Source organism: Sinomonas gamaensis (genome assembly GCF_005876955.1).
GTDB classification, from domain to species: Bacteria; Actinomycetota; Actinomycetes; order Actinomycetales; family Micrococcaceae; genus Sinomonas; species Sinomonas gamaensis.
This window is the reverse complement of the sequence record NZ_SSCL01000008.1, coordinates 41,251-59,869: the sequence shown is the minus strand read 5'-3', so window position 1 is coordinate 59,869 and position 18,619 is coordinate 41,251. Positions and strand designations below refer to the sequence as shown.

Below are 18,619 nucleotides of genomic sequence, written 5' to 3'. Positions count from 1 at the left end.
ATCGCCCTCTGCGACGGTGGCACCGCTGCCCGTCAACCGCCCCGGCCTAAACCCCTTTAGGTGAACGGCATGCGCCCGAGGCCACCCATGGCTCTTCGCGATTCGCTGAGGCCGGACAAGCGCCTCTTCGTGACTTCTTTGAGCAGAGGCGTTAAGGGGGATGACGGCATAATTCTGTCCTTCGCCCTTGATCTCTTATCTTGTCGACGGCAGCAACTAGGGGCAACTCGTCGTGCTGTCGGCCGTATGGAAATTCCAACTTGTGACTAGGGCGAACGATTGTGCATTTGCTGGTTTGAAGCTCACCCTTGCCCTCCGCTGTGACCTATGCCATACTCATCCTCGATACGCATCGACGATGCGGTTCGACGAGCACGAGGAGGTGACCGATGCCGACCAGCAAAGACGTGGCCCGTCTCGCGGGCGTCTCCCAGAGCACCGTCTCCTACGTGATGAGCGGCCGTCGGCCGATCTCCGAGAAGACCCGCAAGCGCGTCGAGGACGCCATGGCGCAGCTCGCGTTCCAGCCGAACGCCGGTGCGAGGGCCCTTGCCAGCCGGCGGAGCCAGGTCATCGGGCTCGCGATCCCGTTCGTTTTCGACCTTCACAGGGGCTCGATCATGGAGTTCATCTCCGTCATCGCAGCCACAGCGAGGCAGAGCGACTATGACATCCTCCTCGTCACCGACGACGAAGGCCCCCAGGGCCTCGAGCGTGTGGTCGGCCAGCAGTTGGTCGACGGACTCATCATCATGCAGGTCGAGGGCGACGACGCCCGCGTCCCAGTCATCCGCAACCTCCCCGTCCCGAGCGTGCTCATCGGCATCCCCGAGAAGCACGAGGGCCTCGAGTGCATCGACGCAGACTTCGAGCTCGCCGGCCAGATGTGCGTCGAGGAGCTCGCGAAGCTCGGCCACGAGACGGTGACGCTCGTGGACTGGCAGGACGAGGTCATCCGGCGGCACGTGAACTACGTCAAGCGGTTCCACCGCGGCGTCGACAAGGCGAGCGCCGCCGTCGGCGTCAAGGTCCTCCACGCCCCGGGACGGGTGACCATCGCCGGGATGGAGAAAGCGGTGGCCAAGGCACTCGAACGGACGAAGGGCATTCCGGCCTTCATCGCCCCCGAAGCCGCCAATGCGGATCTCCTCGTCGAAGCCCTCGCCAACCTGGGCCTCGTCCCGGGGCGCGATGTTTCCGTCGTCGCCAATTGCTCGGACGGCCTCGCCGAGCGGCAGCGGATCCCGCTGACCACCATCGGCTTCGAGCCCGACGAGGTCTCGCGCCGGGCCGTTCACATGATCGTCCGTGACCTCACCGATCCCGCGTCCAGGCCTCCCGAGGCCCTGGAGCTCATCCGTCCCGTCTTCAAGCACCGGAAGAGCACTATTCGTCCGCGCCCCAAGCGCTGACAGCCACCCACCACAACCAAGGAAACAGCACCAATCGATGCGCATCGTCGATACGTATCGACAAATCGACAAGGAGCCCCAATGAAGCGAAACTCCCTTACCGTCCGCGCTGGCCTCGCGCTTGCGGCGATCGCGCTCCCGGCGGTCCTGACCGGCTGCGGCAACAGCACGAGCGCGTCGTCGAATGGGGACGTGAAGACCCTCTCCGTGCTCGACTACTACACGAACGAGCCGGACAAGACGGTGATCGGCGACGCCCTGAACCAGTGCGCCCAGAAGGCGGGCGTCACGATCGACCGCCAGACCATCACCGGCGCTTCCCTCATCCAGAAGGTCCTCCAGCAGGCGTCGTCGAAGACCCTCCCGGACGTCCTCATGCTCGACAACCCCGACCTCCAGCAGATCGCGTCGACCGGTGCCCTCGCCCCGCTGAGCGATTTCAAGATCCCCACCGACGGCTTCGCGGACGGCGTGCTCCAAGCCGGCACGTACAACGGCAAGGTTTACGGCTTGGCCCCGACGGTCAACACGATCGCCCTCTTCTACAACAAGGACCTCCTCGCCAAGGCCGGCGTCCAGCCGCCCACCACGTGGGACGAGCTCAAGGCCGCCGCGGCGAAGCTCACCTCGGGCGGCCAGTACGGCATCGCGTTCGACGCCAACGCCACCTACGAGGGCTCGTGGCAGTTCCTGCCGTTCATGTGGAGCAACGGCGGCGACGAGAAGAACATCGCCACCCCTCAGACGGCCGAGGCCCTCCAGCTCTGGACCGACCTCGTGAAGTCGGGCTCGGCGTCCTCAGGCGTCCTGAACTGGAAGCAGGCCGACGTCAAGGACCAGTTTGTGGCCGGCAAGGCCGCGATGATGGTCAACGGCCCATGGCAGATCCCGCCCCTGGACAAGGTCCAGGGCCTCAACTACGGCATCGTGCAACTCCCGGTGAAGACGGCCGGGCAGACCGAAGTTGCGCCGCTCGGCGGCGAGACGTGGACCGTCCCGCAGACCGGCAACAAGGCGAAGCAGGCCAAGGCCGCCGAGATCGTCTCGTGCATGAACACCGACCAGACGCAGCTCTCCCTGGCCAAGCAGCGCAACACCGTCCCCTCCAAGACGACCCTCGCCGCCCAGTTCTCCGCCGAGAACCCCAAGCTCGCCGTCTTCACCAACCTGATCAAGTCCGCCCGCGCCCGCACCGGCGAGCTCGGCGCCGACTGGCCCAAGGCCGCGACCAAGATCTACACCGCCATCCAGACCGCGCTGACTGGCAAGGCCTCGCCGTCCGACGCGCTGCAGCAGGCGCAGAACGGCCAATGAGATGACGACGGCGACAACCAGCCGGGTGCGGACGCGGCCTCCCGCGTCGGCTGAGCCTGCTCCGCGACGCCGGCGGAAGCTACGCCGGGAGACCCTGTACCAGTGGGGCTTCCTGCTCCCCGCGGCCGTGTACCTCGCGCTGTTCTTCGGCTACCCCGTGGTGAAGAACCTCGTGATGAGCTTCCAGGACTACGGCACCGCGACCTTCTACACGGGCGAGGCGCCGTGGGTCGGGTTCGAGAACTACGCGAAGGTCCTCCGCTCCTCGATCTTCTCGACGGCGCTGACCAACACCGCGTTGTTCACGGCGGGCTCGATCGCGGGGCAGTTCGTGATCGGGCTGGCGCTCGCGGTGTTCTTCCGGAAGCGGTTCCCGCTCAGCGGGGTGCTGCGCTCGCTGCTCCTGCTCCCGTGGCTCCTGCCGCTCATCGCGTCCGGTGCCGTGTGGAAGTGGATCCTCGACAAGGATTCCGGGGCCCTGAACCAGTTCCTCGTCGCACTGCACGTCGTCCCGACCGGGGTGCCGTGGCTGACGAGCACGTCGCTCGCGCTCGTCGCGGTGGTCGGCGTGAACATCTGGGTGGGCATCCCGTTCAACGTCACCATCCTGTACGGCGGCCTCCAGGACATCCCGGACGAGCTCTACGAGGCGGCGGCGCTCGACGGCGCGACCGGCTGGCGCGCCTTCCGCCACGTCACGTGGCCGATGCTGCGACCGGTCGTGAGCGTGGTACTGGTCCTCGGCGTGGTCTACACGCTCAAGGTCCTCGACATCATCCTCGCCCTCACCGGGGGAGGGCCGGCCAACTCGAGCCAGACCATCGCGACCGAATCATACGCGCTGTCCTTTGCGGAATTCCGCTTCGGGGAGGGCTCGGCGCTCGGCAATATCCTCGTGCTCATTTCGCTCGTGTTCGCCGTCGTGTATCTGCGGGCGAGCCGGCGGGGCGTGGAAGATTGAGAGGAAGCGCGTCATGAATCTCACCAAAACGGGAATCCACAATTCCGCCCTGGGAATTCTGTTCCTCGCGATCATGCTGTTCCCCGTCTACTGGATGGTGAACGCGTCGCTCCAACCCAACGGCACCACCATCGAGGCCACCTGGTTCCCCCTCAAGCCCGACTTCTCCGGGTACGGCACCGCTCTAGCGCAGCAGGGCCGGAACCTCGGCACCTCGCTCGTGGTGGCCATCGGGAGCGTCGTGTTCAGCCTCGCGATCGCGGCCCCTGCGGCCTACGCGCTGAGCCACTTCAAGGTCCGAGGCACGAATATCGTGCTGTTCGGGATCCTGATCAGCCAGATGATTCCGGGGATTGTCGTCGCGAATGCGCTCTACACCGCCTACAACGATCTGGGTCTGCTCAATTCGATCGGCGGGCTCATCCTCGCGGATTCTTCCCACGGGATTCCATTCGCGATCCTGATCATCCGGGCGTTCATGAGCTCGATGCCCACCTCGATCATCGAGGCCGCTCGGGTGGACGGGGCGGGGCATCCGCGGGTGTTCTGGTCGATCGTGCTCCCCGTGAGCCGCAACGCGCTCATCACGGCGGGCCTGTTCACGTTCCTCTTCGCGTGGAGCGACTTCCTGTTCGCCCTCACCCTCACCACCACCGACGCAGTCCGGCCCGTCACCCTGGGCCTCTACCAATACATCGGCTCGTACGTCACCGACTGGAGCGCCGTGATGGCGACGGCCGTGCTCGCCTCGCTGCCCGCCGTCGTCCTCTTGCTGGTGGCCCAGAAATTCGTCGCCGCCGGCACTGCGACCGGCGCCGTCAAATAAGGAGAAAATCCATGACTCAACCCATTCGCGTCACCGTCTGGGGCGAATACCGCCACGAATTGCGGGATGAAAACGTCGCCGCGATCTACCCCGACGGAATGCACAACACGATCGCGGACGGAATCCGCGAGAACCTCGGCGAGCGGGCCGTCATCCGGACCGCGACCCTCGACGAGCCCGAGCACGGCCTCACCGAGGAAGTCCTCGCCGAGACCGACGTCCTGACCTGGTGGGGCCACATGGCCCACCGCGAGGTGAGCGACGACGTCGTCGAGCGCGTCCACCGCCACGTCCTCTCCGGCATGGGGTTGATCGTGCTGCACTCGGGCCACTGGTCGAAGATCTTCCAGAAGCTCATGGGCACAACGTGCACCCTGCGGTGGCGCAGCGAGCAGGACCGCGAACTCGTGTGGACCGTGAACCCGACGCACCCGATCGCTCAGGGCATCCCGCACCCCATCGAGATCCCCGCGCAGGAAATGTACGGCGAATTCTTCGACATTCCCGCACCCGACGAACTCGTCTTCATCAGCTCCTTCACCGGGGGAGAGGTGTTCCGTTCGGGCTGCACCTTCCGCCGCGGCCACGGCAAGATCTTCTTCTTCAGCCCCGGCGACCAGGACTACCCCGTCTACCACCACCCTGACGTCCGGCGCGTCATCGCGAACGGCGTCGAGTGGGCGGTCTCCGACCTTCCGGAGCGCGCGTACCCCACTCTGCTCCGGTACGAGACGGGCGAGTTCTTCAAGGGCGTCGACTATTCGCACGCCGCTCCCGAGATCGCCGAGGCTCGCCGATGAGCGCGCTGCGGGTGGTTGTTGTCGGGGCCGGCTCGATGGGCCGCGCGTGGCTGCGCAACGTTGAAGCGAACGACGACGTCGAACTCGCCGGGATTGCCGACCTCGCCGTCCCTGCCGCCGAGGCAGCCGCCGCGGAGCTCGGGCGGTCTGACCTGCCCGTGGGCCCCGACGCCGTCGACCTCGCGCGCGCTGTCGGCGCTGAGGCGATCGTCAACGTCACCATCCCCGCCGCCCACCACCCGGTGACGACGGCGGCGCTCCTCGCCGGATTCCCGGTGCTCGGGGAGAAGCCGGTCGCGTCGACGGTTGCGGAGGGGCTCTCGCTTGCGGCGTGCGCCGAGCTGACCGGGAAGCTGTTCATGGTGAGCCAGTCCCGCCGGTACAACAAGCACCTGTTCGCGGCGAAGGCGCAGGCGTCGGCGCTGGGGCGCGTCGGCGTCCTGTCCGTGGACTTCTTCAAGGCGCCGCACTTCGGCGGGTTCCGCGAGGAGATGGCGAGCCCCCTGCTGCTCGACATGGCCATCCACCAGTTCGACATGGCCCGCTTCCTGCTGGACGCGGACCCCGTCTCGGTGCTGTGCGAGGAGTTCAACCCTGCCTGGAGCTGGTACGCGGGTAACGCGGCCGCGACGGCGACGTTCGAGATGGCCGGCGGCGCGCGGTTCGTGTTCAACGGGAGCTGGTGCAGCCCGGGCGCAGAGACGTCGTGGAATGGGTCGTGGCGGGTCTCAGGGGAGAGGGGGACCGTTCTGTGGGACGGTGACCACGAGCCGACGGCGGATCTGCCCAACCAAGCCGAGGCCGCCGTCGTCCGCTCGTTCGATGATCCCGGCGAGACGATCGCGGGATCGCTGCGGGAATTCGTCGCCGCGGTTCGGACCGGCGCAACGCCCATGGGCGAGGTGCACGCCAACGTCATGAGCCTCGCCATGGTCGAAGCCGCCGTGCAGAGCGCGTCGCTCGGCCGGCGCGTGGCGCTCGACGACGTCCTCAACACGTCCTACGAGACCGCCCTCGCGCACGAGACCAACGAGGACGTGCTGCGGGTCCTCAAGTCGTGGCCGTCCGTGCGGGCGGCGCTGGGCCGTTAGCGCCCCAAGCTGCTTTCGGGAATGTCCCGCTCAAACAGAGATCTAGAGCGGGACATTCTCGGAAGGATTAGTCGCTACGCCCCCGCTGGCCCGCCGACCGATGAGGTGAGGCGCCGGTCACCTTGAAGGAATCGGAGGCTCAGACGCGCGGCTTGAGGTGAGCTGCGATGATCTGTTCGCTCTCGTTCAGAGGAATGCTTCCATCCGCAACGCCGAGAACGAGATTGAACCCAACATCGGTGGTGAAGTCATGCTTGTATCCATTGAGCCAGAGGAACACCGCCATTACCGTCCACGCGGTTCTCTTGTTGCCATCGGGGAGTGCATGATTTTTCGTGAGGGATTCAAGCAATGCTGCGGCTTTAAATGTCAGTTTCGGATAAGCGTCGCGGCCACCGACCGTAGTCGCCGGTCTGGCAAGAGCAGATGCAAGGAGACCGACGTCCCGGACGTGGAATCCGAGGCGCTCGATGATCAGCAGAGCATCGTCAAGGTCAACGAACGAGGTCACGCGTCGGCGAGGCGCTCGAGGAGTTCCGCGTCGTGCGACAGAACGAACGCGAGTCCCTCCTCGACCTGGCTTCGGTGCTCGTGCCGTTCAACAACGAGTTGGGCGCCTTGCAGCAGGAGCGCGCTCTTGGAAACATGTTCGGCTGCTGCGACGGCTTCGAGCTTGCGGTCGAGAGCCTCAGGGATGCGGATGTTGAGCGCCATGGATCAATTGTACCGGATTGGTACCTAATTCAAGGCTTGGCCGAACCAGGTGGTGAGCGCCTCGCGCAACCCGCTCTGGGACGCTTCTCCTACCCACGCGACGTAACCGTCTGGCCGGATCAGCACCGCGTCCGGAGCGGGAACCCGGCCGAGAACCGGAAGCTCCCACCGGCCTTCGACCTCGGCATCCACGAGTTGGACCCGGCTGGCCCACGGGCGTATATCGAACCGGCCGGGCTTACTGAGATTGAGGAGCACCGGCCGTGCCCCGTGGAGGAGCGAGAACACCCGCATCGGGCCATCTACGGTCGCAAGGTCGAGGTCGGGCATGCGACGCCCGAGCAAAGGGTGGCCCTCGCCGAGGTCGTAATGGATGTCGAGGCCGGACATCATTCCGGCAATCCGCTTGCGTGGCTCGTCCATGCCGAGCAGCTCGGTCACGATGTCCCGCAGGGCGTCCGTGCGCTCGTCCGTGCGGCTGAGGGCCACTTGCGCCATGGTGTTGTGCAGCACCCGCGCCCCGACCGGATGTCGCTCGGCGTGATAGCTGTCCAGCAGGCTGTCGGGCGACGTCCCCTTCACCACCTGGGCGAGCTTCCAGCCGAGGTTCACCGCGTCCTGCACGCCGACGCCCAAGCCCTGGCCGCCCATGGGGGAGTGGATATGCGCGGCGTCGCCGGCGAGGAGCACGCGTCCCTTGCGGTACGAGGCGGCCTGACGGGTGGTGTCCGAGAACCTCGAGATCCACGCCGCGCTGCGCAGCCCGAAGTCAGTGCCGTACACCGCGATGAGGGCCTTGCTCAGGTCCTCCAGGGTCGGCTCGTCCGTCCGCCCGGGGTGCTCCTCCGTGACCATGCAGCGGACTGACTCAGTGCCCTCCACCTTCGACAGGCCGTGCAGGCCGAAGCCCTGACGGCGCAGGCCCCACTCGGGCTCCTCGTCCATCTCGACCTCGGCGATCAGGCTGCTCGTCGTCGCATCCCAGCCCGCGAACTCAATGCCGGCGGCTTTTCGGATGCGGCTGCGCCCGCCGTCGCACGCCACAAGGTACTGCGCGCTTACCGTCGCGCCGTCCGCAAGATTGACGACGACGCCGGTCGCGTCCTCCGCGAAGCCCGTCACCTCGCGCCCCCGGTAGACCGGGACGCCGAGTTCGTCCACCCAGCCGGCGAGAATCCGCTCGATGTGCTGCTGCGCGAGCCCGAGCCCGTAGTTGTGCCGCGTCGGGAAGTCGCTGATGTCCAGAGGGGTCCAGGCGAAGCCACCGACCTGCCCGATTTTTCCCTGCTCCAGGAACCGGTCCGCGATCCCGCGCTGATCGAAGACCTCGATCGTGCGCGATAGGAAGCCGAGAGCCCGCTGGCCGACGAGGTCCTGATTCTCGCGCCGCTCAAGGATCGCGACGTCGATCCCGGCCAGCGCCAATTCCCCCGCCAGCATGAGCCCCGTTGGGCCCGCCCCGACAACGACCACCTGATGCCCCGCCATGTCCGCATTCACGCCGCCGATTCTCCGGCACCCTCGGGGCCTTGCCGCAAGCCCCCGGGCGCGGGGTACGGTGAAAATGGAAGGAGCGGCGGGACCAAAGCCTCACGCGGTCGGGGCTCGCAGACCTTACTGTCGATGCCAAAGCCCGGATCAGTCTGGGCCGCTCCAAGGGGTCACCATGCGACGGTCTCCACTCCCTGTCCTCGGGTTGGTCCTGATTCTGGCGCTCACAGGTGGCGTCGGGGGCAAGGCTCTCGCAGCAGCCCCGGTCGGAGTCTCCGCGACCGTCGCCAATCTGGTTCCGATGCAGACCGCAGACCCGATCGACGAGCACTACCAACAACTGGGCGGCACCAACTCCTTCTTGGGCGCGCCGATCGGCTCTGAATACGCGATCGCGGGCGGCCGCGGTCAGGACTTTCAGGGGGGGCTCGATCTACTGGTCCAGTGCCACCGGGGCCCATGAGGTGCACGGGGCGATCCGGGGCCACTATTTAGAGCTCGGCGGGCCGGGCGGTTTCTTCGGGTTCCCCTTGACGGATGAGATGGCCGCGGCTGGTGGGGCGGGGCGTTCCAACGACTTCGCCAACGGCTCGATCTATTGGAGCCCTGTCACCGGGGCCCACGAGGTGCACGGGGCGATCCGGGGCCATTATCTGGACCTTGGCGGGCCGGGCGGTTTCTTCGGGTTCCCCTTGACGGATGAGATGGCCGCGGCTGGTGGGGCGGGGCGTTCCAACGACTTCGCCAACGGCTCGGTCTACTGGAGCCCGGGCACGGGGGCCCATGAGGTGCACGGGGCGATCCGGGGCCATTATCTGGAGCTCGGCGGGCCGGGCGGTTTCTTTGGGTTCCCGTTGACCGATGAGATGGCCGCGGCTGGTGGGGCGGGCCGTGTCAATGACTTCGCCAACGGCTCGGTCTACTGGAGCCCCGGAACGGGAGCGCACGAGGTGCACGGGGCGATCCGGGGCGACTACCTGGCGCTCGGCGGGGCCGCGGGGGTTCTCGCCTTCCCCGTCACCGATGAGAATCCAACCGCCGACGGGATAGGACGATACAACCACTTCAGCGGCACGAGCGGCGGTTCGTCGATCTACTGGAGTCCAGCAACGGGCGCTCACGCCGTGGTCGGCGGGATCCGCGCGACGTGGGCCTCCCTCGGCTGGGAGACCGGCCGGCTCGGCTATCCGGTCAGCGACGAGTACGGCATCACCGGCGGCCGCCGCAGCGACTTCCAGCACGGTTCGATCCTGTGGCACGCGGCCAGCGGGAGAACCGAAGTCATCTACACCACGATCCCGTCCTCGCTCTTGGGCGTTGATCTCGAGCGTATTCCGACGACCCAGAAGATCGTCGCGCTAACCTTCGACGCCGGCGCCAACGACGCCGCCCTCCGGTCGATCCTCAACACCCTCGCATCGAACGGCGTGCCGGGCACATTCTTTCTCACGGGAGACTGGGTCAACCAGTTCCCCTCCGACCCCGCACTGATCTACAACGCCGGGCATCGGATCGGCAACCATTCGATGACTCACCCCGATTTCACCACCCTGAGCGATGCGCAGATCGCCGCCGAGATCAGCAACGCGCAGAGGACGATCGAAGCGGCGGGCGCCGACCCGCTCCCGTTCTTCCGCTTCCCCTTCGGCGCCCGCGACTCCCGCACCATCGCCGACGTCAATGCCGCCGGCTACGCGGCCATCCGTTGGACGGTAGACACCTTGGGCTGGCAGGGCACCATGAATGGCACACGCGGCCCGAGCTTCGTGGTCCAGCGGGTCATGGCTTCGGCGCAGCCCGGCGAGATCGTGCTCATGCACCTCGGCTCGAATCCCGACGACGGTTCCACGCTCGACGCCGATGCCCTCCCCGAGGTCATCTCCCAGCTCCGCTCTGCTGGCTATGGCTTCGTCACACTGAACGCGGTCCTGGGCTAGGGGTTCAGGCTTCAGGCTCCGGCAAAAGCAAGGATTCGCCTAAGTTTCTCCGCGAATCCACGATCTCAGGGATCCGCGCCCTTAGCCTCTTTGTGGAGCTGGCGGTCTGCCAGCGGAAGCCAAGACCCGAAGGGGGCGTTCCTCATCAGGAAGCTACTGTCTGCCACCGCGGCGGGCCTGCTCATGGCAGCGGCGCTGGTCACCGGCGCCACCTCCGCGAGTGCGGCGCCTCCGGTCACCAAGGGCGCCGACCACTCGATCAAGGTGTGCTCGACCCCGGCGCCCGGTGAAGCGGCCTGCGCTGCGCGGCAGGCCACCGACGCGGCCGGGAAGGTCATCACCAACACCGCGACGCCGCCGGGAAGTGCCCTCACCCCGGCCCAGCTGCGCTCCGCGTACAACCTCGGCGGCACCGCCTCGGGCGGGCGAACGGTCGCGATCGTCGACGCCTACGGGTACCCGAACCTCGAGCGCGACCTCGGCACCTACCGCAGCCAGTTCGGCCTCCCTGCCTGCACCACTGCCAATGGGTGCCTCACGATCGTTGACCAGAACGGCGGCAGTCGCCTGCCGAGGTTCGATCTCGGCTGGGCGCAGGAGCAGGCGCTCGACGTCGACGCCGTTTCAGCAACGTGCCCGGACTGCAAGATCGTGGTCGTCCAAGCGGCAACGCCGTCCTTTGCCAACCTCGGCACCGCCGTCCAGACTGCCGCCAAGCTGCCCGGCGTCGTCGCCATCTCGAACAGCTACGGCGGGTCGGACGCCTCCGACGCCACCTACGGGAAGTACTACAGCTTCCCGGGGATCGCCGTCACCGCGAGCGCCGGCGACTCGGGCTACCAGGGCGGTTCCTACCCGGCGTCATCGTCGTACGTGACGGCCGTCGGAGGCACGAGTCTCAATCTGGCCCCGGGCACGACCCGCGGTTGGGCTGAATCGGTCTGGTCCGGCACGGGATCGGGCTGCTCCTCCTACAACGCGCCCCTGACGGCGGCGGCCGGGTTCAGCACGGGCTGCTCGAAGCGGGCGATGAACGACGTCGCAGCTGCCTCCGACCCATCCAACGGCGGACTCGCAGTGGTCTACCCGACGTCGAGCAAGAGCTCCACGTGGGGACAGTTCGGCGGGACCAGCGAGGCGTCCCCGATCATCGCCTCGGTCTACGCCCTCTCGGGCAACACGGGCTCCTCCGCCAACGGCGTCTATGCGAACAGCATCCCGTACGCCCACGCGGGCTCGCTGTTCGACGTGAGCTCGGGTTCCAATGGCTCCTGCACGACCATCCAGTGGTGCACGGCGCGTACCGGTTGGGACGGGCCGACCGGCCTCGGCACCCCGAACGGCGTCGCCGGGTTCTGATCGCCCTCAAGGAAAAAGCGTTACGCCCTAACCGCCGGTTAGGGCGTAACGCTTTTGGATGACTATTCGCCGCAGCCGGTCTGGATGCCGTGGGTGCTGTTCGCTGTTGTTCGCGCGGTATTGCCGTTCACGCAGAGGCTGTTCTCGTGGAGCCATGAGACGCCGCCGCGGTCGTTCAGGTAATTCCCATTGGCGCCCGGGAGCCCGACCTGCTGCGAGGGGATGGATCCCGGAGTGCCGAAGCCCCAGGCATATTCGGGAACGCCGATGCTCGGAAGCCATACCCAGTTTCCGTCAGTGACGGGGCCCGGACAGGACCAGCCGCACGGCGCCGGGGCGCGGGAGAGGTTCACGCAATCATCCGCGTTGGCGGCAGTTCCGACGAGGAGCAGTGCAGCGGTTGCTGCCGCCGTTGCCAAGAGCCTTTTCATCGTCATAGCTGGATCCGATCATGAGTCCGAGACCAGCGGACAAGATCCCCCAACGGAGCAATTGTTGCCTTGGGGAACGGTTTGGTCAACGACCCGTCACTGCTCTTCGGTGTTCGAGCGTGCTCTCCGTGAGCCGATACAGCGCATCGCAGACATCCATGAGGCGGGGATCATGGGTGGCGACGACGACAGCCCCGCCTCCCGCTACTCGCTGCTGCTCACCTCCGCTCAGCAGCCGGCGCCTGACGCGTCCGCGGGCACTGCCGAGATTGATCTCGTCAAGGTGGATTTAGTGCTCCGATGGGCAGGTTCCGTGGTGGGGATCAAGAGGTCTCCGTGGCGGATGAACCGGCCGGGCGCCGGTGTCGTCCTCTCGGTGATGCTCCAGACGTTCCCTGTCAGGAGCTTTCGGAGGGCACCATGAAGACTTTCCGCCCCGCAGTTGCTGCCGCAGCTTTTGGAGCCACCATCGTGCTCGTGGGCTGCGCGAACTCACAGCCTGCGGCTCCCACACCCAGTCGGTCGGTCTCCGCGCCAACCTCGATCCCGTCCCCAACTCCATCGCCGACGGCGACACCGACACCGACACCAACGGTGACGTCGCCGCCGTCGTCCTCGATGCCCACGGAGACGGTGGCCCCGGCGCCGCCCGTCGTCCCACCGCCGGCCCCGGCACCCGTCGTCCCGCCCCCAGCCCCGGCGCCGCAGCCTCTTCACCCGGGCGGCGGAGACCGCGACGGCGACGACCGCGGCGGTCCGGACGATGGCGACGGCAACAAGTAGGGCGCGCGCAATTCTCGGGATGGGCGCCGTCGTCGTGATTCTGGCGTCAGGGTGCGGCGTCCAGCCTGAGACGTCAGCTTTCGCGTGGTTTCAGGCAGGTCCAGCGCCATCGGCCTGGAAAACTCTCGAGCTCCCCGATCGAAGCGCGAGAATGTCCATTCCGCCGGAGGCGATACCGCAGGACAGCGACCCCGGAAGCGTCTCCGCCGAAATGACGTCCGGCAGCGGTGACCTCGAGCTGTATCTCAACGCCACACCGAGGAAGGCAACGAGTCGCTCGCCGCCTGGCCGGAATTCCGCCTCGATCATTTGGCGGAGGAAAACGGACAGGCAGCCGTGAAGGAATTCAGCCGGACGGGAATGAGGTTCGCGGGCGGAACGGGCTCCTGCGTGTCGGACACCTACACCGCCCGAGACGGTATTCACCGGTACCGCGAAATCGCGTGCTACGTCGAAGGCACCCACGGTGGAAGTGTTCTGGTCGTCGCCACTCCGATTCAGTCAGGAAACCCCGGGGAGTCGCTCGTCGAGCAGGCTGTCGATTCCTACGTCGCCGAGTGATGGTCTAGGCGCGAGGTAGGTCGGCGTGGGTCTTGCGCAGGGGGAGGCGCAGCGTGAAGACGCTCCCGACGCCGACGACGCTCGTGACGTCGAGCTGCCCGTCGTGCAGTTCAGCGACTTCCTTGGCGAGGGCAAGGCCCAGGCCGGTGCCAGGGATCCCCGACCGGACGGCGGCGTCGCTGCGTTGGAAGCGCGTGAAGACGCGATTCAGATCCTCGGGGGCAATCCCGAGGCCCTCGTCGGTGACGGAGCAGACGGCCCAGTCGTCGTCCTTGCACGTCTCAAGTGTGACCTTTGTGCCGGCGTAGGAGTACTTGAGAGCGTTGGAGAGCAGGTTGTCGAGGATTCGGACCAATCCAGTCCGATCGCCCATGACCGGAAGCGCCCGCTCAGCGTTCACCTCGACCTCGATGCCACGGCTCGTCGCCTCGGCCCGCGCTGAGGCCACGGCTTCCCGCGCCAGCTCGGACAGGTCGAGCGGCCTGCGCAGGAGGGGCGCATCTGAGCCGGTGACCGAACTCAGGAGGATGTCGTCCACCATGTGGTTCAGGTGCCGAGCGTTGCGGGCCATGATCTGCAGATCGGATCTGGCAGCGGGGCTGAGGGACGGATCATCGTAGAGCAGCTCGGCGTAGCCGAGGATGTTGGTCAGGGGCGTTCGGAACTCGTGGGACATAGCGGCGAGGAACTTGTCACGCGCACGCACAGCGGCCACGACCTCGGTCACGTCCGTCGAGGCCAGCACCGTGCCGGCCTTGTTCCCAGCCGCGTCCACAAACTGTCGCCCTGAGATCGAGACAGTCCTCGCCTCGGGGCCGCGACCCAACTGGTAGACCTCATGCTCGATGGTCTCCCCGTTGAGGACCCGCTCGAGCGGCCGCTGCTCGGGCGGAACAGGCTCGTCCCTGCCCTCCCAATAGATGAGAAGCTCGGCCTCGTTGGTCGTTGAGGAGCCCGCCGGCAGGGCGGCCACATAGAGCTGGCGCTCCTTGGCGTTCAGGTACGTGTTCTCTCCGTGGTCGTCGAGCACGAGCACTCCGACGTCGACCGTGTCGAGCACGGTGTCCAGGAGCCTCTCGCGCGTCTCGGCGCGCTCGAGGAGCTCCTGGACCCGCTCCTGCTGGGCCATGCCGCTCAACGTCATAACCGATGTGCCCACCCCGATGGCGAGCAGCATGAACGGCACCACGAGATTGGCGGCAAGCTCATGCGGCGTCGCCCTGCCCTCCATGAACAGCGGCACCCAGACCATGAGCAGCGCTGCCACACCGCCGAACGGCACCATGATCCGCGGCCGATACCCCGAGCCGGCGAGCCACATGATGGGGAAGACGGCCAGCAGACCGAGCCCGGGAAGGGTCGGCTCGCTCGAATAGCGCAGGAGCCCCACCGGATAGAAGTCGAGGACCGGCATGACGAGGAACCACCCGTATGGCAGGCGATCCCACGGCACCGCTACGGCGACGACGAGCAGCGCGAGCGCCCAGGCCTGTGCAATGAGGAACCCGGGATTGCCGAAGATCTCCGGATCCGCGATGACGGCGATGAGGCACACGAGCAGCATCGTCAGGTTGAGCGGAAGCTGGCTCAGCACCACGCGCCCACGCATGCTGAGATCGTGGAAGCGCATCCTCCCCAGCAATAGGACGTCCAGCAGCTTCTCCACGTGCCCCTCCTGCCCCAAAATCAACCCCCGATAGGTCAATTCTGTGACAGGAGGAGTCACAACGCCCTATACGCGCACGCCGAGCCGCACTTCGCCGTCGATCGCTGTCCCCAGGACCGCCGACTCGGCGAGCTCGTCGGGGTCTGCGGTGAGCGGGTCGAGCTCGAGGAACGTGAGGTCGGCGCGCTTGCCCACCGTGATGGAGCCCGAGTCGGCCCACGCACCCGCGGCATGCGCGGCGTGGGACGTGTACCCCTCAAGCGCCTGACGGGCGGTGAGCGCCTGCGAGGGAACGATCGGCTCCTCTGAAACCCCCGCACGACGCCGAAGCTGGGCATCGGCGATGATCGGCAGCGGCGGGTAGGGGGCGATGGGCCAGTCCGAACCGAGCACGAGCGTCCGACCCTGCTCGAGAAGATCTCGGCAGCGCCAGGCCCGTCCGGCGCGCACGGGGCCGAGGCGAACGCTCCAGTTGTCGCTCTGATCGGCTCGGGAATAGTGCGTGCAATGGGTGGGCTGCATCGACGCGACGAGGCCGGAGTCCGCGAAGCGTGCCACGAGTTCGTCCGGAACCGTCTCGAGGTGCTCGATCCGGTGCACGGCCCGGGACCGGACCGCGGGTTCGAGCGCGAGGAGGGCGTCCAGCACGTAGCCGACCCCGGCGTCGCCGATCGCATGGGTCGCGGTCGGGATGCCGCGCTCGGCGAAGAACGTGACGGCGCGGGAGTACTCGGCCGGATCCGGCCAGAACGGGTGCAACGACTCGCCGAGGGCGTCCGGTTCGTAGAGCCAGGCCGTGCCGTTGTCGACCGTGCCGTCGATGAAGAGCTTGATCCCGGCGACGCCCCAGCGCCGGCCGCCGGCGCCAACCGACGCCGCGAGCTCGGCCCAGTCCTCCGGCCCGGTGCCGGGCTGGCACCACGGGGCGCAGCGCAGGCGGACGGGGAGCTCACCCCGTTCCTCGAGCGCCCGGTAGAGGGCCGCCGATTCGTCCGAGTGGTCCATGACGTGTGCTCCGGTGAGACCGGCAGCAGCGAAGCCGTCGAGCACCTCGGCCAGGCGATCCCGCCGCTGCTCGAACGATTCCTCGGGCAGGCACCGGGCCACGAGGTCCACCGCGTGGAACTCGAGGAGCAGCCCGCTCGGGCGGGCGTCGGCGTCGCACACAACCGACGCCGCTCCGTCGAACTCCCGTGGCCCGTCGACCCCGGCGAGCTCGAGCGCCCGCGAACTCGCGAGCGCCGAGTGCCCGTCGAACAGCCGGACGAAGCCCGGTCGGCCGCCGAGGACGTCGTCGATCGCCGCTGAGGCGACGGGTGCGCCGTCGAACGCGTTCGGGTCGAGGCCCCAGGCCCGGACCCACTCGCCCGGGCCGAGCCGCGACGCCTCGGCGGCCAGCCGCCGTCGGACTTCGCCGAGATCCTGAAGCCCGCTCAGGTCGACGCCGGCGGTGATGTCCAGCCCGAAGACCGGGTGGGAGTGGCCGTCGACGAGTCCTGGGACAACCGTTGCACGTCCGAGGTCGACGATGTCGGTGCCGGGGCCGCCCCAGGAGGCGGCGTCGTCGCGCGTTCCGACAGCGGCGATCCGACTTCCGCTGATGGCGATGGCTTGGGCGGGGCCGTGGGCGGGGTCGAGGGTGTGGACGGTGTCGGCGAGAATGATGCGGTCAGGCGCGGTCATGAATCTCAGTGCTCTCGGCTTCAGTGCTTCCAATGCGTGCATAGGCGGACGGGCGGACGCGGCGCAGCCACCGTGCGAGGAGGAGGCCGACGACGAACACCGCCGGCGTGATCGCCATGAGGATCGCGTTGGTCACCGCGTCGGCGAAGGTCAGCAGCTCGATGTTGATGCCGATGAGCACGACGGCGGCGAACAGCAGCACGGCGCTCGCTGCGGTGAGGGGAACCGTGAGCCGGTTGCGGACGGCCTCGGGGTGGCGGCGGAAGTAGACGAGCGCTGCAACTCCGACGAGCCCTTGGAGCCCGACAATCCCGAAGATGCCGGGCGTGTTGACCCAGATGAGGAGCTGCTGGTAGGGATCCGCGCCGAGGACCGCGCAGAGGCCGATGACGACGGCGGCCAGCAGCGTCTGCACTTGGCCCGCCCTGTGGGGCGACTTGTGCTTGCGGTGGGTGTGACCGAGGAAGGCGGGCAGTACGCCATCCTGCGCGAGCATGTAGACGTAGCGGTTGATCGCATTATGGAACGCGAGCTGCGACGCGTAGACGCTCGTGACGATGAGGATGTACATCGCGGTTTCGGCCCAGGGCCCCACATACTGCGCGATGGTCGCGAAGAACATGCCCTGCTGCTGGCTGTCGGCGGCCGCGACGGCGTCAGCGTCCCCGTAGGCCTGGACGACGGTCCAGACAATGAAGGCGTAGAACACGGCCATGAAGCCGACCGCGATGAACGTCGCGCGGGGGACCGCCCGATCCGGGTCTTTGGCCTCGCGCCGGTAGAGCACGGTCGACTCGAAGCCCATGAACGCGGCGAAGCAGATGCCGAGGATTGCCAGGACGCCGGGGCTGAACATGGCCTCAGGGGCGAACGAGCCGGCCGTGATGCCCTTCGCGCCCCCGTGAACCAGGATGCCGACGCCCATCACGGCGAGGATCGCGGTTTCGGCGGTGAGCAGGACGGCCAGCACCTTCGCTCCGACGTCGATCCCGCGGTAGCCGAGGAACCACACGGCCGCGATGGCCACGAACGCGACGACGGGCCAGGGCACGTCCAGCCCGAACACGAACGAGAGCATCGCCTGTGTCTGCACGGCGAACAGCCCATACACGCCGATCTGGAGGCAGTTGTAGGAAACGACGGCGACAATCGCGGCGGCCAGGCCCACGGTCTTCCCGAGGGCGATGGTGATGTAGGTGTAGAAGCCACCCGCCGCCTTAGCGTGGCGGGTCATGGCCATGAAGCCGATCGCGAAGAGGGCCAGGGCGATGCCTGCCGCGAGGTAGCCGACGGGGGCGCCGATGCCTCCGCGGTCGATCGCGACGGGCGCCACGCCGGCCATCACGGTGAGGGGCGCGGCGGCGGAGATGACGAGGAACGCGATGCCGAAGGTGCCGATCGCGTTCCGCTTGAGGCCGTCGCCGCGAGGGGCGTCGGGAGCCGGAGGAGTTCCCTGGCTCGTGTCGGTCTGGGTCATGGGGGTTCCTTGATGGGGTCGCTCAGTGGGGGGAAGGCGAGATCTTTCTGAGGCTAAAACGAAAGCCTTTCGGTTTAGTATGAGGTACCGTGACCGAGAGCACAAGAGGAGAT

General features: G+C 67.3%; 19 protein-coding genes. 12 read left to right on the top strand and 7 right to left on the bottom strand.

Annotated elements, in window-relative coordinates; all coding sequences use genetic code 11:
• Positions 1-389: 389 nt before the first annotated feature.
• From E5679_RS12080 to E5679_RS12055, 6 genes are all read left to right on the top strand, one after another.
• On the top strand, positions 390-1,412 hold the full coding sequence (locus tag E5679_RS12080) for a LacI family DNA-binding transcriptional regulator (protein ID WP_138416167.1): 1,023 nt from the start codon (positions 390-392) through the stop codon (positions 1,410-1,412).
• 81 nt (positions 1,413-1,493) lie between these two features.
• Positions 1,494-2,726: a sugar ABC transporter substrate-binding protein gene (locus E5679_RS12075; RefSeq protein WP_138416165.1), complete on the top strand. Its 1,233-nt coding sequence runs from the start codon at positions 1,494-1,496 to the stop codon at positions 2,724-2,726.
• A gap of 1 nt (position 2,727) precedes the next feature.
• Positions 2,728-3,687: a carbohydrate ABC transporter permease gene (locus tag E5679_RS12070; RefSeq protein ID WP_138416162.1), complete on the top strand. Its 960-nt coding sequence runs from the start codon at positions 2,728-2,730 to the stop codon at positions 3,685-3,687.
• A gap of 13 nt (positions 3,688-3,700) precedes the next feature.
• Positions 3,701-4,513 (top strand): carbohydrate ABC transporter permease, encoded by an 813-nt coding sequence (locus E5679_RS12065; RefSeq protein WP_138416159.1) that lies wholly within the window; start codon positions 3,701-3,703, stop codon positions 4,511-4,513.
• An 11-nt stretch (positions 4,514-4,524) separates the two neighbouring features.
• Complete coding sequence (locus E5679_RS12060; protein ID WP_138416157.1) at positions 4,525-5,313, top strand: ThuA domain-containing protein; 789 nt, start codon at positions 4,525-4,527, stop codon at positions 5,311-5,313.
• Positions 5,310-6,404 carry a Gfo/Idh/MocA family protein gene (locus E5679_RS12055; RefSeq protein WP_138416155.1) on the top strand — a complete coding sequence of 365 codons (1,095 nt, stop codon included), beginning with the start codon at positions 5,310-5,312 and terminating at the stop codon, positions 6,402-6,404. The genes E5679_RS12060 and E5679_RS12055 overlap by 4 nt, the downstream gene beginning before the upstream one ends.
• A gap of 139 nt (positions 6,405-6,543) precedes the next feature.
• On the opposite strand, the gene E5679_RS12050 is transcribed toward E5679_RS12055, so the two are convergent.
• From E5679_RS12050 to E5679_RS12040, 3 genes are read right to left on the bottom strand one after another with little or no spacing between them, the layout of a single operon-like run.
• Positions 6,544-6,915, bottom strand: a complete 372-nt coding sequence (locus E5679_RS12050; protein WP_138416153.1) for a type II toxin-antitoxin system death-on-curing family toxin — start codon at positions 6,913-6,915, stop codon at positions 6,544-6,546.
• Positions 6,912-7,118 carry a hypothetical protein gene (locus E5679_RS12045; protein WP_138416151.1) on the bottom strand — a complete coding sequence of 69 codons (207 nt, stop codon included), beginning with the start codon at positions 7,116-7,118 and terminating at the stop codon, positions 6,912-6,914. The genes E5679_RS12050 and E5679_RS12045 overlap by 4 nt, the downstream gene beginning before the upstream one ends.
• A gap of 24 nt (positions 7,119-7,142) precedes the next feature.
• On the bottom strand, positions 7,143-8,618 hold the full coding sequence (locus E5679_RS12040) for an FAD-dependent monooxygenase (RefSeq protein WP_249336098.1): 1,476 nt from the start codon (positions 8,616-8,618) through the stop codon (positions 7,143-7,145).
• Positions 8,619-8,784: 166 nt separating this feature from the next.
• Here E5679_RS12040 and E5679_RS21265 point away from each other — a divergent pair, with 166 nt between their 5' ends.
• The 3 genes from E5679_RS21265 (at position 8,785) to E5679_RS12030 (ending at position 11,905) form a co-directional block, all read left to right on the top strand.
• Positions 8,785-9,072, top strand: a complete 288-nt coding sequence (locus E5679_RS21265) for an LGFP repeat-containing protein (RefSeq protein ID WP_249336097.1) — start codon at positions 8,785-8,787, stop codon at positions 9,070-9,072.
• Positions 8,990-10,546: a polysaccharide deacetylase family protein gene (locus E5679_RS12035; protein ID WP_420821071.1), complete on the top strand. Its 1,557-nt coding sequence runs from the start codon at positions 8,990-8,992 to the stop codon at positions 10,544-10,546. The genes E5679_RS21265 and E5679_RS12035 overlap by 83 nt, the downstream gene beginning before the upstream one ends.
• Before the next feature lie 183 nt (positions 10,547-10,729).
• Positions 10,730-11,905 carry a S53 family peptidase gene (locus E5679_RS12030; protein WP_138416147.1) on the top strand — a complete coding sequence of 392 codons (1,176 nt, stop codon included), beginning with the start codon at positions 10,730-10,732 and terminating at the stop codon, positions 11,903-11,905.
• A 62-nt stretch (positions 11,906-11,967) separates the two neighbouring features.
• Here the strand turns inward: E5679_RS12030 and E5679_RS12025 are convergent, their stop codons facing one another.
• Positions 11,968-12,342, bottom strand: coding sequence for a hypothetical protein (locus E5679_RS12025; protein WP_138416145.1), 375 nt, complete (start codon positions 12,340-12,342; stop codon positions 11,968-11,970).
• Positions 12,343-12,508: 166 nt separating this feature from the next.
• Between E5679_RS12025 and E5679_RS12020 the strand changes: the two genes are divergently transcribed.
• From E5679_RS12020 to E5679_RS12010, 3 genes are all read left to right on the top strand, one after another.
• Positions 12,509-12,760, top strand: a complete 252-nt coding sequence (locus tag E5679_RS12020) for a hypothetical protein (RefSeq protein ID WP_138416143.1) — start codon at positions 12,509-12,511, stop codon at positions 12,758-12,760.
• On the top strand, positions 12,757-13,119 hold the full coding sequence (locus tag E5679_RS12015; protein ID WP_138416141.1) for a hypothetical protein: 363 nt from the start codon (positions 12,757-12,759) through the stop codon (positions 13,117-13,119). Before E5679_RS12020 ends, E5679_RS12015 begins: the two co-directional genes overlap by 4 nt.
• A 390-nt stretch (positions 13,120-13,509) precedes the next feature.
• On the top strand, positions 13,510-13,680 hold the full coding sequence (locus tag E5679_RS12010; RefSeq protein WP_171042354.1) for a hypothetical protein: 171 nt from the start codon (positions 13,510-13,512) through the stop codon (positions 13,678-13,680).
• A gap of 4 nt (positions 13,681-13,684) precedes the next feature.
• On the opposite strand, the gene E5679_RS12005 is transcribed toward E5679_RS12010, so the two are convergent.
• The 3 genes from E5679_RS12005 to E5679_RS11995 all read right to left on the bottom strand — a co-directional run bounded on the left by E5679_RS12005 (position 13,685) and on the right by E5679_RS11995 (position 18,506).
• Positions 13,685-15,346, bottom strand: a complete 1,662-nt coding sequence (locus E5679_RS12005; protein WP_138416137.1) for a sensor histidine kinase — start codon at positions 15,344-15,346, stop codon at positions 13,685-13,687.
• Between the two features lie 66 nt (positions 15,347-15,412).
• Positions 15,413-17,029, bottom strand: coding sequence for an amidohydrolase (locus E5679_RS12000; protein WP_138416135.1), 1,617 nt, complete (start codon positions 17,027-17,029; stop codon positions 15,413-15,415).
• A complete protein-coding gene (locus E5679_RS11995; RefSeq protein WP_138416133.1) occupies positions 17,016-18,506 on the bottom strand; it encodes an APC family permease in 1,491 nt (496 codons plus the stop codon). Before E5679_RS11995 ends, E5679_RS12000 begins: the two co-directional genes overlap by 14 nt.
• Between the last annotated feature and the right edge of the window lie 113 nt (positions 18,507-18,619).